Origin of the sequence: Exiguobacterium sp. SL-10, assembly GCF_004337025.1 — a bacterium.
Lineage (GTDB): Bacteria > Bacillota > Bacilli > Exiguobacteriales > Exiguobacteriaceae > Exiguobacterium.
Map to the genome: position 1 here is coordinate 213,439 of NZ_SJUP01000003.1, position 21,326 is coordinate 234,764.

At 51.1% G+C, this 21,326-nt stretch carries 22 protein-coding genes; 6 read left to right on the top strand and 16 right to left on the bottom strand.

Annotation, left to right across the window (positions count from 1 at the left end; translation table 11 throughout):
- Positions 1–156 precede the first annotated feature (156 nt).
- Positions 157–1,752 (bottom strand): peptide chain release factor 3, encoded by a 1,596-nt coding sequence (locus EVJ33_RS05710; protein WP_131435240.1) that lies wholly within the window; start codon positions 1,750–1,752, stop codon positions 157–159.
- 193 nt (positions 1,753–1,945) lie between these two features.
- On the opposite strand from EVJ33_RS05710, the gene EVJ33_RS05715 reads away from it, so the two are divergent.
- The 3 genes from EVJ33_RS05715 to EVJ33_RS05725 all read left to right on the top strand — a co-directional run bounded on the left by EVJ33_RS05715 (position 1,946) and on the right by EVJ33_RS05725 (position 4,564).
- A complete protein-coding gene (locus EVJ33_RS05715) occupies positions 1,946–2,377 on the top strand; it encodes a DUF2621 domain-containing protein (RefSeq protein ID WP_131435242.1) in 432 nt (143 codons plus the stop codon).
- A 295-nt stretch (positions 2,378–2,672) separates the two neighbouring features.
- A complete protein-coding gene (locus EVJ33_RS05720) occupies positions 2,673–3,005 on the top strand; it encodes a DUF485 domain-containing protein (protein WP_131435244.1) in 333 nt (110 codons plus the stop codon).
- Positions 3,002–4,564 (top strand): solute symporter family protein, encoded by a 1,563-nt coding sequence (locus tag EVJ33_RS05725; RefSeq protein WP_131435246.1) that lies wholly within the window; start codon positions 3,002–3,004, stop codon positions 4,562–4,564. Before EVJ33_RS05720 ends, EVJ33_RS05725 begins: the two co-directional genes overlap by 4 nt.
- A gap of 34 nt (positions 4,565–4,598) precedes the next feature.
- Here the strand turns inward: EVJ33_RS05725 and EVJ33_RS05730 are convergent, their stop codons facing one another.
- Together EVJ33_RS05730 and EVJ33_RS05735 are read right to left on the bottom strand one after the other, a co-directional pair.
- Complete coding sequence (locus EVJ33_RS05730) at positions 4,599–5,051, bottom strand: CcdC family protein (RefSeq protein WP_131435318.1); 453 nt, start codon at positions 5,049–5,051, stop codon at positions 4,599–4,601.
- A 20-nt stretch (positions 5,052–5,071) separates the two neighbouring features.
- Complete coding sequence (locus EVJ33_RS05735) at positions 5,072–5,770, bottom strand: cytochrome c biogenesis CcdA family protein (RefSeq protein ID WP_131435248.1); 699 nt, start codon at positions 5,768–5,770, stop codon at positions 5,072–5,074.
- 192 nt (positions 5,771–5,962) lie between these two features.
- On the opposite strand from EVJ33_RS05735, the gene EVJ33_RS05740 reads away from it, so the two are divergent.
- Positions 5,963–6,142 (top strand): aspartyl-phosphate phosphatase Spo0E family protein, encoded by a 180-nt coding sequence (locus tag EVJ33_RS05740; RefSeq protein WP_131435250.1) that lies wholly within the window; start codon positions 5,963–5,965, stop codon positions 6,140–6,142.
- 83 nt (positions 6,143–6,225) lie between these two features.
- Here the strand turns inward: EVJ33_RS05740 and EVJ33_RS05745 are convergent, their stop codons facing one another.
- The 7 genes from EVJ33_RS05745 to EVJ33_RS05775 form a co-directional block, all read right to left on the bottom strand.
- Complete coding sequence (locus tag EVJ33_RS05745) at positions 6,226–7,989, bottom strand: ABC transporter ATP-binding protein (RefSeq protein ID WP_131435252.1); 1,764 nt, start codon at positions 7,987–7,989, stop codon at positions 6,226–6,228.
- Complete coding sequence (locus EVJ33_RS05750; RefSeq protein WP_131435320.1) at positions 7,979–9,733, bottom strand: ABC transporter transmembrane domain-containing protein; 1,755 nt, start codon at positions 9,731–9,733, stop codon at positions 7,979–7,981. Before EVJ33_RS05750 ends, EVJ33_RS05745 begins: the two co-directional genes overlap by 11 nt.
- A 129-nt stretch (positions 9,734–9,862) precedes the next feature.
- Positions 9,863–10,093, bottom strand: coding sequence for a YneF family protein (locus tag EVJ33_RS05755; protein ID WP_131435254.1), 231 nt, complete (start codon positions 10,091–10,093; stop codon positions 9,863–9,865).
- A 124-nt stretch (positions 10,094–10,217) separates the two neighbouring features.
- The gene (tkt, locus tag EVJ33_RS05760) at positions 10,218–12,209 is read right to left on the bottom strand and encodes a transketolase (RefSeq protein WP_131435255.1); all 1,992 of its coding nucleotides are present in this window, start codon (positions 12,207–12,209) and stop codon (positions 10,218–10,220) included.
- A gap of 198 nt (positions 12,210–12,407) precedes the next feature.
- Complete coding sequence (locus tag EVJ33_RS05765; RefSeq protein WP_131435257.1) at positions 12,408–12,641, bottom strand: DUF896 domain-containing protein; 234 nt, start codon at positions 12,639–12,641, stop codon at positions 12,408–12,410.
- A 60-nt stretch (positions 12,642–12,701) separates the two neighbouring features.
- The gene (locus EVJ33_RS05770) at positions 12,702–13,346 is read right to left on the bottom strand and encodes a YneB family resolvase-like protein (RefSeq protein ID WP_131435259.1); all 645 of its coding nucleotides are present in this window, start codon (positions 13,344–13,346) and stop codon (positions 12,702–12,704) included.
- Positions 13,347–13,418: 72 nt separating this feature from the next.
- Positions 13,419–13,652, bottom strand: a complete 234-nt coding sequence (locus tag EVJ33_RS05775; protein WP_131435261.1) for a hypothetical protein — start codon at positions 13,650–13,652, stop codon at positions 13,419–13,421.
- A gap of 205 nt (positions 13,653–13,857) precedes the next feature.
- On the opposite strand from EVJ33_RS05775, the gene lexA reads away from it, so the two are divergent.
- Positions 13,858–14,478, top strand: a complete 621-nt coding sequence (gene lexA / locus EVJ33_RS05780) for a transcriptional repressor LexA (protein WP_021067589.1) — start codon at positions 13,858–13,860, stop codon at positions 14,476–14,478.
- A complete protein-coding gene (locus EVJ33_RS05785) occupies positions 14,478–14,918 on the top strand; it encodes a metal-binding protein (RefSeq protein ID WP_131435263.1) in 441 nt (146 codons plus the stop codon). Before lexA ends, EVJ33_RS05785 begins: the two co-directional genes overlap by 1 nt.
- 86 nt (positions 14,919–15,004) lie before the next feature.
- Here EVJ33_RS05785 and EVJ33_RS05790 read toward each other — a convergent pair whose 3' ends face one another.
- From EVJ33_RS05790 to hflX, 6 genes are all read right to left on the bottom strand, one after another.
- The gene (locus EVJ33_RS05790; RefSeq protein WP_131435265.1) at positions 15,005–15,490 is read right to left on the bottom strand and encodes a P-loop nucleotide/nucleoside kinase family protein; all 486 of its coding nucleotides are present in this window, start codon (positions 15,488–15,490) and stop codon (positions 15,005–15,007) included.
- A 65-nt stretch (positions 15,491–15,555) separates the two neighbouring features.
- Positions 15,556–16,659, bottom strand: coding sequence for a DNA alkylation repair protein (locus EVJ33_RS05795; protein WP_131435267.1), 1,104 nt, complete (start codon positions 16,657–16,659; stop codon positions 15,556–15,558).
- 156 nt (positions 16,660–16,815) lie between these two features.
- A complete protein-coding gene (gene glnA / locus EVJ33_RS05800; RefSeq protein WP_131435269.1) occupies positions 16,816–18,156 on the bottom strand; it encodes a type I glutamate--ammonia ligase in 1,341 nt (446 codons plus the stop codon).
- Between the two features lie 46 nt (positions 18,157–18,202).
- On the bottom strand, positions 18,203–18,604 hold the full coding sequence (locus EVJ33_RS05805; RefSeq protein WP_131435271.1) for a MerR family transcriptional regulator: 402 nt from the start codon (positions 18,602–18,604) through the stop codon (positions 18,203–18,205).
- Positions 18,605–18,697: 93 nt separating this feature from the next.
- Complete coding sequence (locus EVJ33_RS05810; protein ID WP_131435322.1) at positions 18,698–19,993, bottom strand: methionine gamma-lyase family protein; 1,296 nt, start codon at positions 19,991–19,993, stop codon at positions 18,698–18,700.
- Between the two features lie 7 nt (positions 19,994–20,000).
- Positions 20,001–21,245, bottom strand: coding sequence for a GTPase HflX (hflX, locus tag EVJ33_RS05815; RefSeq protein ID WP_131435273.1), 1,245 nt, complete (start codon positions 21,243–21,245; stop codon positions 20,001–20,003).
- Positions 21,246–21,326 lie beyond the last annotated feature (81 nt).

The following is a 21,326-nucleotide window of genomic DNA, read 5'->3' on the forward strand; positions in this document are numbered from 1 at the left end:
TGCCGAAATCGCTTACTTATCACATGTTTATCATAATACAACTATAGCGTGACGTAAAATACATTCCGTCACAAATTGGTCATAAGTAAAACTTATCAAAACGTTTCATATCTCTGAAACGAAAAAAGACGGCCCTATGAAAGAGCCGTCCATTCATTATTCTGCGCCAATCTCGACGTTGACGTCGAGGGCGTCGACGAGCGTGAGCTCGTCTTCATACCGTTCTTTGAAGCGGTCGAACGTAAACTCGTTGGCGAACAAGAATACTGGGCGCTCCCAGCGGTCCGTCACGAGCATGTTGCGTGAATCCTGGAACGGCTTGAGTGCCTTCAGTTCCTTGTCTTTCACCCAACGCGCGACGCTATACGAGACCGGCTCCATGCGGATGTCGACGCCGTACTCGTTGTTCAAGCGATACTCGAACACCTCGAATTGGAGTTGACCGACCGCACCGAGATAAATCTCGTTATACTCGTTACGGTACACTTGGATGGCTCCCTCCTGGGCGAGCTGCTCCACACCTTTGTGGAAATGTTTCGACTTAAGCGAGTTCACAGGCGAGACGCGCATGAAGAGCTCTGGCGGGAATGTCGGCAACGCTTCGAACGCGATCTTCTGTTTCGAAGTCGTGATCGTATCACCGATTTGATACGTACCCGAATCATAAATCCCGATTACGTCACCGGCGAACGCCTTGTCGACCGTCTCCCGATCGTTGGCCATGAGCTGTGTCGACTGGCTCAATTTGATTTTCTTCCCGGTCCGCGTGAGCGTGACGTCCATGCCGCGCTCGAACACACCCGAACAGATACGGACGAAAGCGATGCGGTCACGGTGAGCCGGGTTCATGTTCGCTTGAATCTTGAAGACGAAGCCGCTGAAGTCCTCTGACGTCGGATCGATTGGACCAACGTTCGACTTACGTGCCTCTGGGGCTGGTGACATATCAAGGTAGTGGTTCAAGAACGACGTCACTCCAAAGTCGACGAGCGCCGTCCCGAAGAAGACCGGCGTCAATTTCCCGTGCTGAATCGCATCGACATCAATCTCATTGCCGGCGCCGTCCAACAAATCGATTTCATCCCGCAGATTCGTCAAGTTCTCTTCCGTCAAATGATCAGCGAGCACAGGATCGTTGACCCCATCTTCATTCAACGTGAGCGTCCCTTTCTCGCCGCGGAACAAGTGGACTTCGTTCTTCAGGCGGTCGTACACTCCTTCGAACTGCATCCCGCTCCCGATTGGCCATGTTACGGCGACCGAAGGCATACCGAGTACCTCTTCGAGCTCTTCCATGAGTTCAAGCGGGTCTTTTGCCTGGCGGTCAAGCTTGTTCATGAACGTGAAAATCGGAATACCACGCATCCGACAAACTTGGAATAGTTTCTTCGTCTGCGTCTCAATCCCTTTAGCCGCATCAATCACCATGACGGCACTATCGACCGATGTCAAGACGCGATACGTATCTTCCCCGAAATCGTTATGTCCTGGTGTGTCCATGATTGAGACGACCTTGTCTTGATAGACGAACTGCATGACTGATGACGTGACCGAGATTCCACGTTGTTTCTCGATTTCCATCCAGTCCGATTTGGCGTGCTTAGAGTTTTTGCGGGCTTTGACCGTCCCCGCTTCACGGATGGCTCCCCCGTGAAGGAGCAATTTTTCGGTGAGCGTCGTCTTACCGGCATCCGGGTGCGAGATGATGCCGAAAATGCGCCGCTTCTCAACTTCTTGTTTTAACTGGTTCATGTATGGCTCTTTCCTTTCTGAACATTACGATTTACACTGGCTCTTGCTCATTGCAACGCTATCTATTCTAACGAAGCGAGCCCGTTTCGTCCATCTTTATAGTAAGGGATGAATAGCTGTAGCTTTTGTATCGCTCATCTTTTTTGTATACTTAGCTTGAATGATCGTGAAATGACAGAACGGGGGAAAAACGATGCCAGAAAACTTGGTGATGTATTTCATTGTCTTCTGGGGATTCGTAATGATCGGGTTGATGTCGATCGGCGGCTACTTCATGTTCCGCAAATTTTTAAAACGAATGCCGAAAGAAGACGGGCGCTCACTCCTTGATATCGAGGATGATTACATCGACAAGACACGCCACTTATGGACACCGGAGACGCGTACGTTGCTCGATCGTCTCGTCACACCGGTACCGGAGCTGTTCCGCGACGTCGCCATTCGAAAGATTGCGGGCAAAATCGGACAGTTCGCCCTCGAGACGCGGGCCCGTGAAATGACGACCGAGCTCGTCGTCAAAGGCTATATCGCCGCGACACCGAAGCGAGACCATAAGTTTTTAAAAAAGGCGCTTGAAGAAGAACAGATTGACTGGAAAGTGTATCAACATTATTTTCAACAATGATGAAGCGAGATGTCGGCCTTGGGCTAGGCATCTTTTTTCGATTTCAAACAAACCAATTAAGTCATACGAATCGGAAATTGTGACATATGACTAATAGGTCTAAAGAACCTTTTTTTCACTCTTTTACTATCTTGAAATACAGTTCACAATATAGACAATATTGAAAACGCTTACAATAAATTGGTATGACCAATATTAGTATAATGCTTTTGTATTTCAGTAATAAAAATGGATAGCTTTTCCTTAATTTACATTTCTATAATATACCTATCTTGATTCCCAAGGAGGTTTTCCGATGCATGATGTCACGCACGTCACGCGCACTGACAGCACTCGCTCCGCCGAAACAATCGTTGAGAGCCCATCGTTCCACAAGTTGATGCAAGAAAAGAATCGGTTCATTGTTCCATCCATCATTTTCTCCCTCATTTTCTATTTTACGTTACCGATTTCTACGAGCTATTTCACGTTCTTGAACATTCCAGTCGCCGGGGATATCACATGGGCTTGGATACTCGCCTTCGCCCAATTCTTCATGACTTGGACGTTTTGTGTCATGTATAGTCGCCGGGCACGCCGGTTCGATGAACTTGTCACAGCAATCAAACAAGAGGAGGACGGACGATGAACTGGACCGCCATCCTTCTATTTCTCGCAATTGTCGGACTGACGCTCGTCATCACATTTTTCGCCGCCCGCAAGACAAAAACCGCAAGCGATTTTTATACGGCTGATGGGGGCTTGACCGGATTCCAAAATGGTCTTGCCATCGCCGGAGATTACATGTCGGCCGCTTCATTTCTCGGAATCGCCGGAATGATCGCCCTCGCCGGATTCGATGGTTTTTTCTACTCGATCGGTTTCCTCGTAGCTTATCTCGTCGTGCTTTACCTTGTCGCTGAACCGCTCCGAAACCTCGGCAAGTATACGATGGCCGATATGATCGCGGCACGTTTTAATAAACCACGTGTCCGCGGTGTCGCGGCTATGAACGCAATCGTTATCTCAATCTTTTATATGATCGCCCAGCTCGTCGGCGCGGGTGCGCTCATCGAGCTATTGCTAGGTATCCCATACACGACGAGTGTCATCGTCGTTGGCATCTTGATGACCGTGTACGTCGTTTTCGGTGGGATGACCGCGACGTCATGGGTCCAAATCACAAAAGCTGTCTTATTGATGATCGGGACTGCCATCATCTCATTCCTCGTGTTCGCCCGCTTTGACTTCTCCGTCTTCACCATGTTTTCCGAGGTCAGCAAGGCGACTCCGCTCGGGGAAAGCTTCTTGAACCCGGGCAACAAGTTCAAGCTGCCGCTCGATACGATCTCGCTCAATTTGGCGCTCGTCCTCGGGACAGCCGGTCTGCCTCACATCCTCATCCGTTTCTTCACCGTCAAAGATGCGCCGACGGCACGTCAATCCGTCGTCTATGCGACATGGGTCATCGGTGCGTTCTACATCTTGACGATTTTCCTTGGTTTCGGAGCGGCCGCATTCGTCGGCTCGGACGCCATCATCGCGGCTAACCCGGCCGGAAACATGGCCGCACCACTCTTGGCCCAAGTGCTCGGCGGTGACTTGTTGTTCGCCTTTGTCGCGGCCATCGCGTTCGCCACGATCCTTGCCGTCGTCGCCGGGCTCGTCCTATCGGCTGCCTCTGCGTTCGCCCATGATTTTTATGGCCACATCGTCCGTAAAGGAGAAGCGACAGAGACAGAACAGGTCACGGCGGCCCGGATCGCTTCGATCGCTGTCGCCCTCGTTTCGATGGGACTCGCCTTCTTCGCTCAATCGATGAACGTCGCTTTCCTCGTCTCGCTCGCTTTCGCCGTGGCCGCCAGTGCCAACTTGCCGGTCATCTTGTTCACGATTTATTGGAGACGGTTCAACACCGGAGGAGCCGTGTTCGGCATGATTGTCGGCTTGTTCTCGTCACTCTTCCTCGTCGCCATCAGTCCGAACGTGTGGGCACCAGACGGTTCGGCCATCTTGATCGGTGAAGCGTTGTTCCCGCTCACGAATCCAGGGATTGTCTCCATCCCACTCGGTTTCCTCGCCGCCATCGTCGGGACGTATTTGACGAAGTCGGACGAACTTGCCGGAAACTTCGAACGGATCCTCGTCAAAGCGAACACTGGAATCGATGCGAAGACTGAAGCTGCGATGACGAAAAAAACTTCGTAATCGACAAAACGGCGTCCCTCGTGAGGGACGCCGTTCATGTTGAAGCAATCTGTTTATACTTTTGGTACATGGCGATCCGCCAAGGGACAATCATTCCCCAAGCAATCAAATAGAACAACCCGCCTGTCGCAAAGATATTGACCTCGTCCCCGATAAACGCCTTCATGACCGTCCGGATCGCCAACAAGACGAAGACGACGATAAAGAACGCTTTCGAACGGGATAAGTATACCTCACCATCACGTTTCTCGAAATTCGATGTCTTAATAAGAAAGACGCTGAAAATCAATCCGACGATGAGCGCCTCTCCGACCTCGAGCCAAGTCAGTCGAAACGCTGGGACGAGAAATTGCAACATTCCGGTCGACATCGCTAAAGGCGGAATCAAAATCTTTTTCGCATTCGTCGGTCGTGCTGACGCTTTGACGCGAACGAAGCTCGCAATCAGCCCCATCATCAGTGCGACGAGGGTCGATCCCCAAAATATCGACATGTGGTCAACCCCTTTTAAAATCCGGTGAATCCTACTAATTCGCTCATCCAAGCAGCGAAACGATTCATGCCATCAAAATATAATACGACGCCGAAGGCCATCATCAAATAACCTCCGAATTTTGCCACCTTGGCACTGTTGCGCGCCAAATACTTAATCTTCCCGACAAAGCTCGCCATGATGAGGAACGGGATGGCGAAGCCGATGACGTACGCCAACATATAGCCCATTCCCTGACTCGGGTTTGATGCCGCGAGCGCGATGACACCGGCAAGAATCGGTCCGGTACACGGGGTCCAACCCGCCGCGAATCCAATTCCGATCAATACCGTTCCAAAGTAGCCGCTTTTACGCTCCCCTAAAGCGAGCTTCTTCTCACGCATCATGAAACTTGGTTGCCAAAGTCCCGCTAAAAAGACACCAAACACGAAGATGAGAATCGCGCCGAACATGCGCAAACTATCCTTGTATTGAATGAACACATCGGCGATTAGCGAGGTCGACAGACCAAGCACAAGAAAGACGATTGAGAAACCAAAAAGGAATGAGAACGTGTGAAACCATGCCGTGCGCTGCCGCAGTCCCTCACTCTTCAAATCAGAGACTGAGACTCCAGTAATATACGATAAAAAGACAGGATATAACGGTAGCGTGCACGGGGATAAAAATGATAAGACGCCCGCCCCAAATGCGAGCCAGAGTGTGACTTCCATGCGATCTTCCACCTTTCAGCCCCATTATAGCGAAAACCTTTTCAAAATGCTCGCATCTTTTTCTTCGTCTCTCCCGTAATCGAATTTGTAATCTTTGAAATGGAAATGAAACTTGTAAACAGTAGTGCTAGATGCTAAGATTTGGATATTCTTATTAGTCAGTATTGATCTTACAATGATGGGGGAAACACCGTGGCGGTCATCACAGCTGAAAACTTACATTATGCCATTGAACAAAAACGCGATGAACTGTATGAAATCGCCTCACAGCACAGTTGGACGTCTCCCGAAGTGATTCATGTCAGCCAAGAGTTAGATAAGCTGATCACACGTCACGTCCTGGCTATCCACGCTTCAGACCACTTAAATTAATGACATCGAACAGCTCGCCCTTCTTTGAAGTGGCGGGCTTTTTCCATGGAAAAAAGACACCTTGACGGTGTCTTTTTTGTAATTTATGACATCAGACGTTGACCAGATTGAAGTTCGTACATCTTTTTGTACAGCCCATCCTGTTTTAAAAGCGTCTGATGGTTACCTCGTTCGACGATTTCACCCCGATGGAGGACGAGAATCAAGTCGGCATCTTGAATCGTCGACAGACGGTGCGCGATGGCAATCGTCGTCCGTCCCCGTCTCATCCGTTCAAGGGCGAGCTGGACGCGCTCCTCGGTCTCGGTATCAATCGAACTCGTCGCCTCATCCAAAATCAAAATCTTTGGATCACGGGCGACCGTCCGGGCGAAGGCGAGAAGTTGCCGTTCTCCACTCGAGAATGTCGCGCCGCGCTCACCGACCGTATGTCCGTAACCTGCCTCAAGCTTCTCGACGAACGTATGGGCCTGCACGAACTCAGCCGCTTCCCGGACTTTGTCCGAGTCAATCGTCGGGTTGAACAGTTTCAGGTTGTCCTCGATCGTCCCTGTGAACAAAAATGGATCTTGGAGCACAAGCCCGACTTTAGCTCGGAGTTCGGCTTCTTCAAACTGTTCGATCGGATACCCGTCAATCGTGATTTGGCCTGATTGATACGGATAGAACCGGGTCAACAGGTTGATGATCGAACTCTTTCCGCTACCCGTGTGACCGACGAGGGCAACCGTCTCACCTGGTTTGGCGACGAATGAGATCCGTTTCAATACATCGACTTCCCCATCGTAGCTGAACGTGACGTTCTCGAACCGGACTTCCCCGGAGCCAATCTCAGCCGTTCCATCGAGACTTTTCCCTGGGGCCGGTTCGTCCGTGTCCAAAATTTTGAAGACACGGTCCGCAGAAACGACCGCCTGTTGAAACTCGCTCAAGCGTTGCATGATGTCGAGTACCGGACGGAAGATGCGCTCGATGTAGCTGATGAAGGCATAGACGACCCCGACCTGCACTTGTTCGGTCGTCGACAGGACACCGTAATAGCCGAGCAGCCCGATGATGGAGAAGGCGAGTAACAGCTCGATGATGGGCCGAAGCAACATACTGTCAAGCTTCAAGTTCCGATATCGGGCCTCTTGGTGGGCCTCATTCATCTTCTCGAACTGGCGAACGAGCCGTTCTTCTTGTCGAAACTGTTGAACAATCCCCATCCCATTGATCGATTCATTCAATTGGCCGTTCAATTGCGACAACAGATCACGCACTTGAGCGAAATATTTCGTCGAATAGCGGCGATACGCCCAAATGATGAGCCAGAACAGTGGGACGAGGATGAGTCCCATCGTCGCGAGCGTCGGTTCGAGAATGTAGAGGAAAACATACGTGCCGAGCAGTTGGACGGCAGACTGGACGAACGTACTCATCACCCCGACGTACAGTTCCTTAACGGCCTCGGTATCGTTCGTGATCCGAGAGACGAGCACGCCCGCCGGAGTCCGGTCGAAGTAGGCGAGCCGCATCCCCATGACGTGGCGGAAAATATCCATCCGGATGTTTTGCACGATTTTCAAGGCAATCTTTTGAAATGAGATCGACTGCAAGTAGTCGAAGATGATCGCCGAGACATGGAGAACGAGATAAACGACGAGCAGCGTGACAACCCAGTTCGTCGGATAGACGCCAGGCGTCACGAACTCATCGATGAACACTTTAATTAAAAATGGTCCGGCGAGCTTTGCGCCGGTGGCGAGCAACAAGAACACGAACGCGACACCGAGCGGACGTGCATAGCGATTCGTGTATGCCAACAAGCGTTTGATGACCGCCCATTCCTGAACATCATGCTTCATGGTGGCCACCTCCTTCTACAATCGCCTCAAGCTGCTGGCGATCATACGTGTCTTTGTACCAACCGGGCTTGCGAATCAAGTCCTGATGACGTCCGCGTTGGATAATTCGACCGTCCTCAAGGACGAGAATCTCATCGGCATGCTCGACGGCGGACAGCCGGTGCGCCACGATCAAGCGAGACTGGTCAGGATTACCGGTCCGGAAATGCTCGATGATCGCCTCCTCCGTCTTCGCATCGACGGCCGAGAGGGCGTCGTCTAGAATCAATACATCCGCTTCAATCATGAGGGCACGCGCAATCGAGATCCGTTGCTTCTGACCACCTGACAGCGTCACACCTCGTTCCCCGACGAGTGTGGCATACCCTTCCGGTAGCCGCATGATGTCATCATGAACCTCGGCGATTTTCGCCGCTTCCATCACCTCATCAAGTTTAGCTTCTGGTTTGCCGAACGCGATATTGTTCGCGATCGAATCGCTAAACAAAAAGTGATCTTGAGGGACGACGGCAACCTTATCGAGCAAGAGTGATTTTTTCACTTGGCGAATGTTGACGCCGCCGATTTTGATTGTGCCATCATGGACGTCATACTCTCGTGTCAACAAGCGTACAATCGTCGTTTTACCGGAACCGGTACGGCCGACGAGACCGAGTGTACGGCCGCGTTCAAGGCGGAACGAGACGTCTTGTAGGACAGGCATCTCGTCATAGCGGAACGCACGGATATCCGCTTCGATTTCTGAATGTGCGAGCTTCGTCGCTGCCATCGGGTCATCTTGAATCTCGGGCTTGACGGCGAGCATCCGCTCGATGCGGTCATAAGACGCCCGGCCCCGTTCGACGATATTGAACAACCAGCCGAAAGCGAGCATCGGCCATGTGAGCAGACCGAGATAGGCAGTGAAACTGACGATTTGTCCGATGGTCAGCTCCCCTTGTTCAATCAAATACGCACCGTAGCCAATCGACAAGATATACGAGAGGCCGACAATCCCGAAGATGGTCGGGTCGTACAAAGCGTCGATTTTTGCGACACGGACGTTTTTCGCCATGACTTCGTCGGATAGCTTTTCGAACGAGTCGACGTCGCGGCCGACTTCCCCGGTCGACTTCAATACCCGGACACCGCTGACGCTCTCTTGAACTTTGTCGTTCAGTTCGGAGAACGCCGCTTGAGCGACCCCGAACCGACTATGTAACAGTTTCCCGTATCGCGTTGTCAACGCGACCATGATCGGGAGCGGCAATAATGCGACGATCGTCAACTTCCAACTGATTGTCGTCACCATCGTGATGATAACGAACGTCCCCATGGTGATGCTGTCGACGAGTGTCAAAATCCCAGCCCCTGCCGTCGTCGAGACGGCCTGGACATCATTCGTCGCGTGTGCCATCAAATCTCCAACGCGCGACCTCTTATAAAAACGTTGGTCTAAGTCGGTGAAATGTCGATAAAGCTGACTCCGTAACATCCGACCGAGCCGAATCGAAGCCCCGAAGATGAAGTATCGCCAGAAGAAACGGGCCACGTAGTTCCCGATTCCCACGGCCGCGAGCCCGCCGAGCAACATCCATAATAAATCGGTTCCAAGCGTTCCCCGGTTGATCTCATCGACGATTCGACCGATGATGCGCGGCGGTATGAGTTCGAGCGCCGCAACGAACATGAGCAAGACGATGCCGAGCGCATATGTCCGCCACTCGAGCTTGAAGAACCAAGCCAGTTGTTTGAATACACGAATTGGAAACACCCCCTATGTTGTCTTGAATTCAGACTATTCTATTAGAGTAGCGAAAGTTTGTTCGATTGTCTAACAAAAATTGGATACAAAAAGCACTTTGCGGGCGCAAAGTGCTTCGGTCGATCATGTTTATTTCTTTTCGTTCTTCATTTGAACGTTCATGGCACGCATCACTTGGTTGACTTTCTTTTGTGACGGCTTTTGACCCATTTGCATCATCAATGTACGAATCATGTCTTCGTTGATCGGTGGGTTCTCTTCGAGGTAGTTCATCATGTATTTACGAGCGATAAAGAAACCGATCGCAATACCCCCGATTAGTGCTGCCACGATAAGAAGAATCCAGAATAATGTACTCAAGGCTTAACCTCCTCTACCATATGAAACATCGTTTTTTACTATACACTATATTACGCTAATTCGCTAGTCGTCTGAAAAAAAAGTGGTGACCCAAAACCTCCGGGCCACCACTGACAACATGCGATTAAAGTGATTTGGCAGCTGCGACGACGTTGTCGACCGACATGCCGTATTCTTTCATGAGGAGATCCCCAGGAGCAGAGGCGCCGAACTTATCGATGCCGAGTACTTTTCCGCCGAAACCGACGTACTTGTACCAGCCGAGCGTCGCGCCCGCTTCGAGCGACACACGTTTCGTGATCGACGACGGAAGGACTGATTCTTTATACTCTGCCGATTGCGCTTCGAACAATTCCCACGAAGGCATCGAGACGACAGCCGCGTTCACGCCTTCAGCCGCGAGTGCTTCGCGAGCTTCGACGAGGACGTGGACTTCAGAACCTGTACCGAGAAGAAGGACGTCTGCCTCGCTCGAGTTACCCGCGACGACATAGCCACCTTTAGCTGCGTCTTCAATCGACGTACCAACGAGTTCTGGCAACGCTTGACGAGTCAAGACGAGAAGTGATGGTGACGATTTCGTCGTGATGGCTTGCTTCCAAGCCGCGATCGTCTCTTTTCCGTCAGCTGGACGGAGAACAGACAAGTTTGGCATTGCACGGAAGCTCATCAAGTGCTCGACCGGTTCGTGTGTCGGGCCGTCTTCGCCGACCGCGATTGAATCGTGCGTCAAGACGAACGTTGACGGGATACCCATGAGCGCAGCAAGTCGAACCGCTGGGCGAAGGTAATCCGAGAATACGAAGAACGTCGCGCCATATGGGAGGACCCCACCGTGGAGCGCCATCCCGTTGACGGCTGCTGCCATCGCGAATTCACGGACCCCGAACCAGATGTTGCGGCCGGCTGGATCTTCATCGAAGTCCGCAGCACCTTTAATCATTGTGTTGTTCGAACCAGCGAGGTCAGCCGATCCACCGAAGAGTGTCGGGACCGTTTTGGCAATCGCGTTCAATACTTCACCGCTCGTTTGACGAGTCGCTTTTTTCGAACCGATTTCGAACGTTGGCAACTCGCTGTCCCAACCTTCTGGGAGCTCATTGTTCATCGCACGTTCGAATTGGGCACCAAGTTCAGGATGTGCTGACTTGTATGCTTCGACGAGTTCATTCCAGTCCGCTTCATGTTTCGCACCCGGCTCAACGACTTTATCATTGAACAAGTCGTACACTTCGGTCGGTACGTAGAAGTTCTCGCCTTCCCATTTGTAGAACTGCTTCGTGAGTTCGATTTCCGCTTCACCGAGTGGTGCACCGTGCGATGCCGATTTTCCTGATTTGTTCGGTGAACCGAAACCAATCACCGTTTTAACTTCGATAAGTGTTGGTTTCGACGTTTCCGCTTTCGCTTCGTCGATTGCTTTCGCGATTGTATCGATATCCGTACCGTCCTCGACACGAATGACTTGCCAGCCATAGGCGTTGAAACGATCTTCGACACTTTCCGAGAACGACTTGTGAAGATCACCATCAAGTGAGATGTCGTTTGAATCATAAAGGACGACGAGCTTTCCGAGTTTCAAGTGACCAGCGAGTGAGGCAGCTTCTGCCGACACGCCTTCCATCAAGTCACCGTCTCCACAAATCCCGTATGTGAAGTGGTCAACCACTTTAAACTCATCGCGGTTGTATGTCGCTTCCAAATGCTTTTCAGCCATTGCCATCCCGACAGCCATGGCAATCCCTTGTCCGAGCGGTCCAGTCGTCGCGTCGACACCAGCTGTGTGACGATACTCTGGATGCCCAGGCGTCTTCGAATCCATTTGACGGAACGATTTGAGATCGTCCATTGAAAGGTCGTAACCAGATAAGTGAAGAAGCGAGTACAAGAGCATCGAACCGTGTCCCGCTGAAAGCACGAACCGGTCACGGTTGAACCAGTTCGGATTTTTCGGGTTGTGACGCATCTTATCCGTCCAAAGTGTGAACGCCATCGGAGCCGCACCCATCGGCATCCCCGGGTGACCAGAGTTCGCTTTTTGGACCGCATCGATTGAGAGCGTCCGAATCGAGTTAATCGCTAATAGTTCTTTAGTAGTTGTTTCCACTAATTTCATCCTCTCTGTTGTTACAAAGTTTCTACCCGTCATATTTTAGCACACTCATTCGTGTGTCACAACTAATTAATTAGTATAACACATTAAATGGAATCGTTTACTTCCTTTCGCTTGAAAACGCATCAATAAGCCCCCCTGATCAGCGTTCGCGTATAACAAACATGCACACCCTATATGAAATAGGATGTGCATTCATGGTCATTCCGAGCGGTGACGTTTCTGCTCGTCTTTTAGTTTTTCTGGCGTCACGTCGTTCCCGTCCGGATCGACGACCTTCATTCCCATCATCTGTGATTTGAATGATTGGCGGAACGCTTGCAAATATTGTTGACGTAGTACTTGTTGCTCGTCCATCTCTTGAGTTGATAGACCATCTGTTTTCGCTTTGTTGGCGAGGAAATTGATTCGCTCCAACTGTTCAGGTGCTAGCATCAGGCTCGCCCCCTCTCTACTGAATTTGTTCTTCTACTGTACAAAATCAGCGAGCAGGAATCAAGTTTCTGGTACCGATACATGCTCCAAATAGCGTCGATTCACGGTCGCTTTCGATACCTCATAACCAAAACCCCGGAGCGTGGCCGCAATTTCAGCGAACGTGAGCCCACGCTCGCGCAGTTGGACGATTTCCTCAATCGGGACCTCGATTCGGCTCCGACCACCTTGGTCGTGGTGCTGAATATTTCGGTGCGGATTGAAGCCATTTGCGACCGCCCGGCGCATTCCACGCGATATTTTAGCGTTATGAATCTTACGTTGATACTCTTCGACGACACTCACGATTTCGAGCACCATTTTCTCGGCATCAGAGACGACGTATTCATCGGACGACTGCATCGTCAACAAGCGGACGTTATGCTTCATGAGTGTATGCAAGATGGCAATTTTCGCGTTTCCCCGCCCCAGACGACTGTCATCGCTAACGAGCACAGCATCGAGGTGGGACGTCGAAACGTGCTCCAACAAATCAAGTAATCCAGTCCGATTGACCTCATACCCGCTCTCTTGCTCGCTGATCACATCAACGATTTCGGCGTCAAGACGTTTCGCCATCTGCGTCAATTCGTCCGCCTGGCGACTGAGCGATGTCTCTTGGGTGGACTTGTTCGTCGATACGCGACAATAAATGACGACCCTCATCGCGTCACTTCCTTTCTCTCCATTCGCCCTCTACGATACACAGGTTTAGGGGCTGTACGCAATCAGAAAAGATTATTCGGCGGCGAACCACGTCGTCTCGTCGTTCTCTTCCTCGTCTCGTTCAGCGAGAATGTGCGCTTCGAGCGTCTCCGCCTCGGTCAAGGCGACTTCTTCTTCAATGCTGTGTTCGACTTTTTGTTCGGTCACGGCGACCTCATTGTTACGCAGCTCACCGACTGCAAAAAATGCGAACATACCAAGTGCCAACATGCCGACTAAAATGATTCCATTAATAGTATCTCTCATGATGATTACCTCCTGGGAATAAGAATGCACGTTCTCGGGAACGTTTGTTCGTTTATCTGTTCTCATCATAAAACAAGAACTTCTGTTCGGTCAAGTAGAAAAAAACGAACGAATGTTTGTGCGCTCATGTGTTCTTGTGTTAAACTAAATCCATAAAGAATAGGATGCGTTCGCAGGTTATTCGACATAATCGAGGTGAAATCCATTGAAAAAAATGTCAGCAAGACAACAACAGATTCTTGATTTTATAAAAGCTGAGGTCCGAGCAAAAGGGTATCCCCCTTCAGTCCGCGAAATCGGCGAAGCTGTCGGGCTCGCATCGAGCTCGACCGTCCACGGCCACTTGGACCGTCTTGAAAAACGTGGATTGATTCGACGTGACAAAACGAAGCCACGTGCCATCGAGATTTTGGATGAAGAGATGTCAGTCGTCGAAGACCATGATGCCGTTATGTATGTGCCGGTCATCGGGAAAGTTACAGCCGGTACGCCGATCACAGCGATCGAGAACGTGGAAGAACACTTCCCGCTCCCGGCTCACGTCGTCGGATCCGACAACGTTTACATGCTTTCGGTCTCCGGAGACTCAATGATTAACGCAGGAATTTTGGATGGGGACCGCGTCCTCGTTCGTCAACAGAACACGGCCGACAATGGAGAGATTGTCGTCGCTATGACCGATGAAGGCGAAGCGACCGTGAAACGGATTTATAAAGAGGCTTCGAAAGTTCGCCTCCAACCGGAGAACGACGAGCTTGAAGCGATGTATTTCGATAACGTGTCAATTTTAGGGAAGGTCATCGGTGTATACCGCACGATTCACTAATGGCGAGTGGCAAGACACATACCCGTACAAATCTCGTGGCAATCGGTGCTCTAGCGATTGCCACGCCTTTTATTGACATCGATGTGCCGACGGTTTTCCTGCTCGGCGCTCTCATCGGGACGTTCTGGCTCTCCCCGGACCTCGATTTGAAGTCGGACGCCTACTACCGATGGGGGCCGCTCCGGGGCTTTTGGCTCCCTTACGTGAAGCTCATGCCTCACCGATCGCTGTTTTCACATCTGCCGCTGTTGAGCGATCTCATCCGGGTCGTCTATCTCGGCTTCCCGCTCACGCTTGTTCTCACGCTCACACCGTATGAGGAAGCTGTCAGCTCTTGGCTCGACCTGAACGGAGTGGCATGCTTCTTCGGACTCGTCTTCGCGACGACGCTACATACCGCGCTCGACTACGCGTCTACGTTCCTGAAGCGTGCGTTTTAAACAGATAGTTATGCTATACACCTAAAAGGGCAACCCGTCTAGTAGACTGGGCTGCCCTTTTTTAAGCGTCTGAAGATATTAACGGATTAATCATACTCGACAATTCGGATTCCTTCCGACTCAGAAGGTGCTTCAAAAAATGAAGTGACATAATCGAACACTTCTTTTGTGTCAAATACTGCTCGCTCAGGCATTTCTGTCCGCCTGTTAGCAATTTGTCTCATACACTGCTCGTCGCTAAGGTTCAGATAAATCAATTGATGGTCTGCACCAACCTCAGTCGCCATGGCAAGAAACCATTGACGTAGACCGATTGTGTTGGCCGGGAAGTCCATCACGACATCCACCCCTACTTCAAGCATGCGCTGGACAGTTGTTTCTACGATTGGTTTGAGAAGTTCAGCGTGTCGTCTGTAATTTTCGAACGTATGAATCTGATTAGGATAAAGTGCCTGTAACCACTCATCTTCAGACAACCGTACCGCATGCTTTTCGAGCTCGATTCGCTTGGATGTCGTTGATTTCCCTGCCCCCATCTTCCCACAAAGAAAAAATAATGTCCCTTTTTCCATCGTGATCATCTCTCCTGTCCACACAGATTTGGGTGCTGGCATCATATTGTATCGCAAAGTATGAATCAATCATTACGTTGATGCAACATGATGTGATTCTCAGCGACTTCGCGACCATTTACCAACAAGACGATTCGATGCTCACCCGGATAATGCCTACGGGTCGTCAAATCAGACCAGTTATGAACTCTATTCGCTGCAAGTCGCGCACCCCCGGCGACGATTTTATTCGCTAACAGGAAGGCTTTACGACTCGCTTTCCCGTTCGCTTTTATGAAATCGATGGCGTATTCGACACGAATATAGGCGGCATCTCCTGGACGAATCGACATCTCATACTGAATCTCGCACGCCTCACCTATGCTGATCACATTCGGATGTATCGTAATCGATGCGTTGACGGTTAAATCTGTTTCTTGCGTATAACCAAACAATGTTAACGCGTCCGGGTGTGCAGATTTAATTAACGTTCGGCACGCATGTCTGATGACCCAGTCGGTATGAGGATGTTCGCCTTGCCATCGACGCGAGACTTCGAGCACGGCTTCAGGGTGATCTTTCGAGATATCGTTGAGGTTGTTGGCGACACTTTTTCTTACATATAATGAGGGGTCTCGTTTTAATAACTCTAAAACTGCCAACACTGGAGCCGGGTCTTCTTTGAACATCGGTAACGATTCCGCCCACGGAAGACGCGGGCGACAGCCTTCACTTGCCAACCTTCGTACATGCTCATCCGGATGCTCGGCCCATGCCATCATGCGATCAAGCACTCGCGTCGAATCACGAAGCAGAAAAGATCGGATCGCGAATTCAGAAGACGATTTCTGGGTGAAGAGTTCGAGCGCTGACATCGAACGTTCCCAATGTTCTTCAGCCTGTCCATGGACTGCTACGAAGTCCGGAAAGAATAAATATGAAAAGCCGATACAATCGTCAGCAATTTCAACCAATATGTCCAAAGCCGATTCGTAATGTTGAGGTAAGTACTGCCCGAGTTTTGTCGAGATCCGGCGAGTACGCCCTTTCAATGCTAACGCTTCCCATGATTCATCTACAATCGATGCGACAAATGCCTGTACGTCAAACGATGGGTAAACGGATTGAATACGTCGTCCAAATTCTAGCAAAAAGTCCTCATGATCTACCTCTTTTAATGGTGTCGCCACTTCTTGCACCTCGCTAAGTTTCGTCTATTTTGCTCATCCAGCCATACCTACTCCCTCATTATATAGAGTGATAGAAAAAGAGTCCTGAATGAGTTCTTCTTGCGAAGACTCGTTCAGGACTCTGATTGGTAGGGTTAACGTCCCCAGTTCATCGACTTAGTAGAGCGTCATGTACTGATCGCGTTCCCACTCCGTCACTTGTGTGCGGAACATATCCCACTCGATTTCTTTCAACTCGAGGAAGTGTTCACCGATGTGGTCACCGAGAGCATCCATCACGACTTTGTCGGCACGAAGGACTTCGAGTGCGTCGAAGAGTGTAGCCGGAAGGTCGTCAATGCCGTTCGCAACACGCTCTGGCTTGTCCATCACGTAGATGTTGCTGTCGATCGGCTTCGGAGCCGTCATGTCTTTCTCGATTCCGTCAAGGCCAGATGCCAAGAGAGTCGACAAGGCGAGATACGGGTTCGCCGCTGGGTCAACCGAACGTACTTCGATACGCGTCGAGAGGCCACGGGCCGCAGGTACACGAACGAGTGGTGAACGGTTGCGCGCGCTCCATGCTACATAGCAAGGTGCTTCGTAACCAGGTACGAGGCGCTTGTACGAGTTGACCGTCGGGTTACAGACAGCTGTGAACGCACGAGCGTGCTCGAGAATTCCTGCCGTGAAGGCGCGTGCTGTGTCTGACAATTCCATTTCGCCGTTTGGATCGTAGAAGACGTTCGTGTCACCTTTGAAAAGCGACATGTTGGCATGCATCCCAGAACCGTTGACACCGAAGAGCGGTTTCGGCATGAACGTCGCATGAAGGCCATATTTCGCCGCGATTGTCTTGACGACGAGTTTGAACGTTTGGATGTTGTCAGCCGTTGTGACTGCATCCGCATATTTGAAGTCGATTTCGTGCTGTCCTGGAGCGACTTCGTGGTGTGACGCTTCGATTTCGAAGCCCATGTTTTCGAGCTCGATGACGATCTCTTTACGGCAGTTCTCGCCGAGATCGACCGGTGCCAAGTCGAAGTATCCGCCTTGGTCGTTGAGTTCGAGTGTTGGTTGCCCGTTCAAGTCTTTCTTAAAGAGGAAGAACTCAGGCTCTGGTCCGACGTTGAACGCTGTGAAGCCAAGCTTTTGCATGTGCTCGAGGTTACGCTTCAAGCTACCGCGCGGGTCACCGCTGAACGGTGTACCGTCTGGATTATAAATATCACAAATCAAGCGAGCGACTTTTCCGCTGCCATCTGTCCACGGGAAGACAACCCATGTGTTGAGGTCTGGATAGAGGTACATGTCTGATTCCTCGATGCGTACGAAACCTTCGATTGAAGAGCCGTCGAACATCATCTTGTTATCAAGTGCTTTGTCCAATTGGCTGATTGGCACCTCGACGTTTTTAATCGTACCGAGGATGTCCGTGAATTGAAGACGAATAAAGCGTACGTCCTCTTCTTGTGCGATCCGTTTGATGTCTTCTTTCGTGAACGTTTTTCTGGCCATGGTAAAATGTCCCCTCTCACATTGTGTAATGGTTAATGTACTGGCGTCATCGATAAAAACGTGACAACTCACCTTGAATGAGCGACGTCTTATTGAAACGGCCAGCTTCTTGAAGCTGTGTTTTCAATAATTGATGTAACTCTTTTTCAGAGATCTTCGGCGCTTCATTGATCGGAGCTTTTGCGGTTTGTTCCGCTTCTTTGGCAGCCTCGTTGTCGAGCATATGACGAATTGCCGCTAAGTTGAACCCCTGGTCGATGAAATCCTTGATCGCGAGTAGACGTTCGACATCGTTAAAGGAATAGAGCCGTCGTTTCGATTCCGTCCGACTAGGCGAAACCAGACCCTGTTCTTCATAGTACCGAATCTGTCTACCTGTCAGCTGTGTCAAATCTTGAACGATTCCAATCGGAAACAACGGGTTGGAGCGACGAAATTGATCGGCCATCTCATACCCCTCCTTTTCTGTCTCACACTGTGAGAATAATACATGACAACTTACCTGTCAATAGATGTTAAGAAAGTTAACATGACATTTTGGTTACAACTTTTGTGAGATTTTGTCACGGTTAAATGTGACGAGATCTTTCGTCCGCAATTGGCTCAAGGCGAGCATGAGCGCGACCTTAACGTGGGCGTATGTCAAGCCACCTTGAACGTACGCCGTGTAAGGGGCACGGAGCGGACCATCGGCCGACAGTTCGATTGATGACCCTTGAATAAACGTCCCAGCCGCCATAATGACGTCATCCTCGTAGCCAGGCATATAGGCTGGTACCGGCAACGCATGGGCATTGACCGGTGACGCCATTTGGATACTTTGGCAAAACGCGATCATCTTGTCGCGATCGCGGAACGTCACCGACTGAATCAAGTCGGTACGGGGTGTCGTGTAATGCGGGTCGGTCTCAAAACCGAGCAATCCGAGTAGGCTCGCCGTCAAGTGTGCCCCCTTCAACGCTTGGGCGACCGTGTGCGGCGCCATATAAAAGCCTTGATACATTTCTTGGAGCGAATAGAGCGACGGACCGGCCTCGCTTCCGATGCCTGGTGTCGTCATCCGGAACGAGCAACGTTCGACGAGTTCTTTCGTTCCAGCGATATAGCCGCCCGTCTTCGCCAAACCACCACCCGGGTTCTTGATGAGCGAGCCGGCCATGAGGTCGGCCCCGACATGGGTCGGTTCAATCGTCTCGACGAACTCGCCATAGCAGTTGTCGACGAAGATGAAGACGTGCGGATGCGCCGCTTTGATTTTCGCAATCGCCTCTCCAATCTCTTGGACCGGGATGCTGCGACGGTTGGCGTAACCTTTCGAGCGCTGGATGCCGACGAGCTTCGTCTCGGGGCGAATCCGTCCGATGACGGTTTCGACGTCGATTCGGTCCTCTTTCAACTCGATCGTGTCGTAGCCGACTCCGAGTTCTTTGAGCGAGCCACGGCCGTCTCCGCGAATCCCGACGATTTCTTCAAGTGTATCGTACGGCTTGCCGGTAATGTAGAGCAGTTCATCCCCAGGCAACAACACACCGAACAAGGCGATCCCGATGGCGTGCGTCCCGGAGATGATTTGCGGGCGACAGAGTGCGAGGTCGGTGCCGAACACGTCGGCATAAATCGATTCGAGCGTGTCGCGCCCGATATCGTCATATCCGTACCCCGTCGTCGGATTGAAATGAAAGTCCGACACTTTGTGCTTCTTGAACGATTCGAGGACGCGGAACTGATTGAATTCCGCCGTCTCCTCGATCTCTTCAAAATATGGTTTTACCCGTTCTTCCGCTTGTTTTACGAACGGGGCCAATTCATCATAATACGCAATCTTTTCTTGCCACATCATTGTTTCACACCTCAAATTGTTTCAGCGTCGCATATAGACGCGTGTCTTCTCTCATATAACCAACGAGTTCGACCGAACCGTCATCGAGGAAATTCTCCTCGAGCCGGTACATCGACTCTTTCGCCGGATGGTAATGCTCGAACGAACGAACTGGCAAGACGACGTGGACCCGCGTCAAGATGTCGCAGATTTTATCCTCGATTGAGCCGATGAGCCCATCGACGTCAGCCGGGTCGAGCGCCGACATAAGAAGCGGTCCACCGATGAAGTCTTCCGTCAAACGGTCTTTCTTATTGTATACCTCGAGTTGCGGCACCTCACTCGCCCCAAGCTCCGTCAAGACTGAGTTGGTCGTGTCGATTTGGTTCAAGTAGTGCGGGTTCGACGCATCGATGATATGAAGCACGAGGTCGGCCCCGACGACTTCTTCAAGTGTCGAGCGGAACGCAGCGACGAGTTTCGTCGGCAAGTCCCGGATGAAACCGACCGTATCGGTGATGAGTACCTTGCCGCCACGCGGCAGTTCGAGTTCACGGGTGAGCGGATCAAGCGTCGCGAACAGTTCGTCCTGTTCGTACGTATCGGCGTCCGTCAAGCGGTTAAAAATCGTCGACTTCCCGGCGTTCGTGTACCCGACAAGGGCAACTTGGAACACGCGGTTCTCTTTCCGGCGTTCACGGTAACGGTCACGGTGGGCGACCGTCCCTTCGAGCTGTTTCGTGATTTCGTCGATGCGGCGCTTGATGTGCCGGCGATCCGACTCGAGTTTCGTCTCACCTGGTCCTCGTGTCCCGATTCCACCACCGAGACGTGACAGCTGTGTGCCTTGTCCGATTAAACGCGGGAGCAGGTAGTTCATCTGGGCGAGCTCGACTTGGAGCTTCCCTTCTTTCGATTGGGCCCGTCCGGCAAAGATATCTAGAATCAATTGCGTCCGGTCAATCAGTTTCATCTCGTCCGGATCGTTCAGCGAGATGCGAATGTTCTTCGACTGGGCTGGCGACAGCTCGGCGTTGAAGATGACGATGTCCGGCTCGAACTGTTCGATGAGCACCGCGAGCTCCTCGACCTTCCCTTTTCCGATGAACGTGCGGCGGTCGACTTGTTGCCGTTTCTGATCGAGACGGGCGACGACCTCACCTCGTGCCGTATCGACCAATTCGACGAGTTCCCCCATCGATTGATCATATGTCCAATCGTCGACGGTCGGTAATTGACATCCGACGATAATGACTTTCTCTCGTTGCATAAAAATCCCTCATTCCTATAAGTCTCATCCTCCATCTTACCACGAAACGACGAATGGAGAACGTCCGTTTGTGGTACGATA

What these genes read in the sequence shown, in the direction of transcription:
- EVJ33_RS05805 (WP_131435271.1), bottom strand. Translation starts at nt 18,604, where the DNA reads ATGGCCGATCAATTTCGTCGCTCCAACCCGTTGTTTCCGATTGGAATC.
- hflX (WP_131435273.1), bottom strand. Translation starts at nt 21,245, where the DNA reads ATGCAACGAGAGAAAGTCATTATCGTCGGATGTCAATTACCGACCGTC.
- EVJ33_RS05790 (WP_131435265.1), bottom strand. Translation starts at nt 15,490, where the DNA reads ATGGAAAAAGGGACATTATTTTTTCTTTGTGGGAAGATGGGGGCAGGG.
- EVJ33_RS05745 (WP_131435252.1), bottom strand. Translation starts at nt 7,989, where the DNA reads ATGAAGCATGATGTTCAGGAATGGGCGGTCATCAAACGCTTGTTGGCA.
- glnA (WP_131435269.1), bottom strand. Translation starts at nt 18,156, where the DNA reads ATGGCCAGAAAAACGTTCACGAAAGAAGACATCAAACGGATCGCACAA.
- EVJ33_RS05735 (WP_131435248.1), bottom strand. Translation starts at nt 5,770, where the DNA reads ATGGAAGTCACACTCTGGCTCGCATTTGGGGCGGGCGTCTTATCATTT.
- EVJ33_RS05720 (WP_131435244.1), top strand. Translation starts at nt 2,673, where the DNA reads ATGCATGATGTCACGCACGTCACGCGCACTGACAGCACTCGCTCCGCC.
- EVJ33_RS05725 (WP_131435246.1), top strand. Translation starts at nt 3,002, where the DNA reads ATGAACTGGACCGCCATCCTTCTATTTCTCGCAATTGTCGGACTGACG.
- tkt (WP_131435255.1), bottom strand. Translation starts at nt 12,209, where the DNA reads ATGAAATTAGTGGAAACAACTACTAAAGAACTATTAGCGATTAACTCG.
- EVJ33_RS05775 (WP_131435261.1), bottom strand. Translation starts at nt 13,652, where the DNA reads ATGAGAGATACTATTAATGGAATCATTTTAGTCGGCATGTTGGCACTT.
- EVJ33_RS05810 (WP_131435322.1), bottom strand. Translation starts at nt 19,993, where the DNA reads ATGTGGCAAGAAAAGATTGCGTATTATGATGAATTGGCCCCGTTCGTA.
- EVJ33_RS05715 (WP_131435242.1), top strand. Translation starts at nt 1,946, where the DNA reads ATGCCAGAAAACTTGGTGATGTATTTCATTGTCTTCTGGGGATTCGTA.
- EVJ33_RS05785 (WP_131435263.1), top strand. Translation starts at nt 14,478, where the DNA reads ATGGCGAGTGGCAAGACACATACCCGTACAAATCTCGTGGCAATCGGT.
- EVJ33_RS05710 (WP_131435240.1), bottom strand. Translation starts at nt 1,752, where the DNA reads ATGAACCAGTTAAAACAAGAAGTTGAGAAGCGGCGCATTTTCGGCATC.
- EVJ33_RS05770 (WP_131435259.1), bottom strand. Translation starts at nt 13,346, where the DNA reads ATGAGGGTCGTCATTTATTGTCGCGTATCGACGAACAAGTCCACCCAA.
- EVJ33_RS05765 (WP_131435257.1), bottom strand. Translation starts at nt 12,641, where the DNA reads ATGCTAGCACCTGAACAGTTGGAGCGAATCAATTTCCTCGCCAACAAA.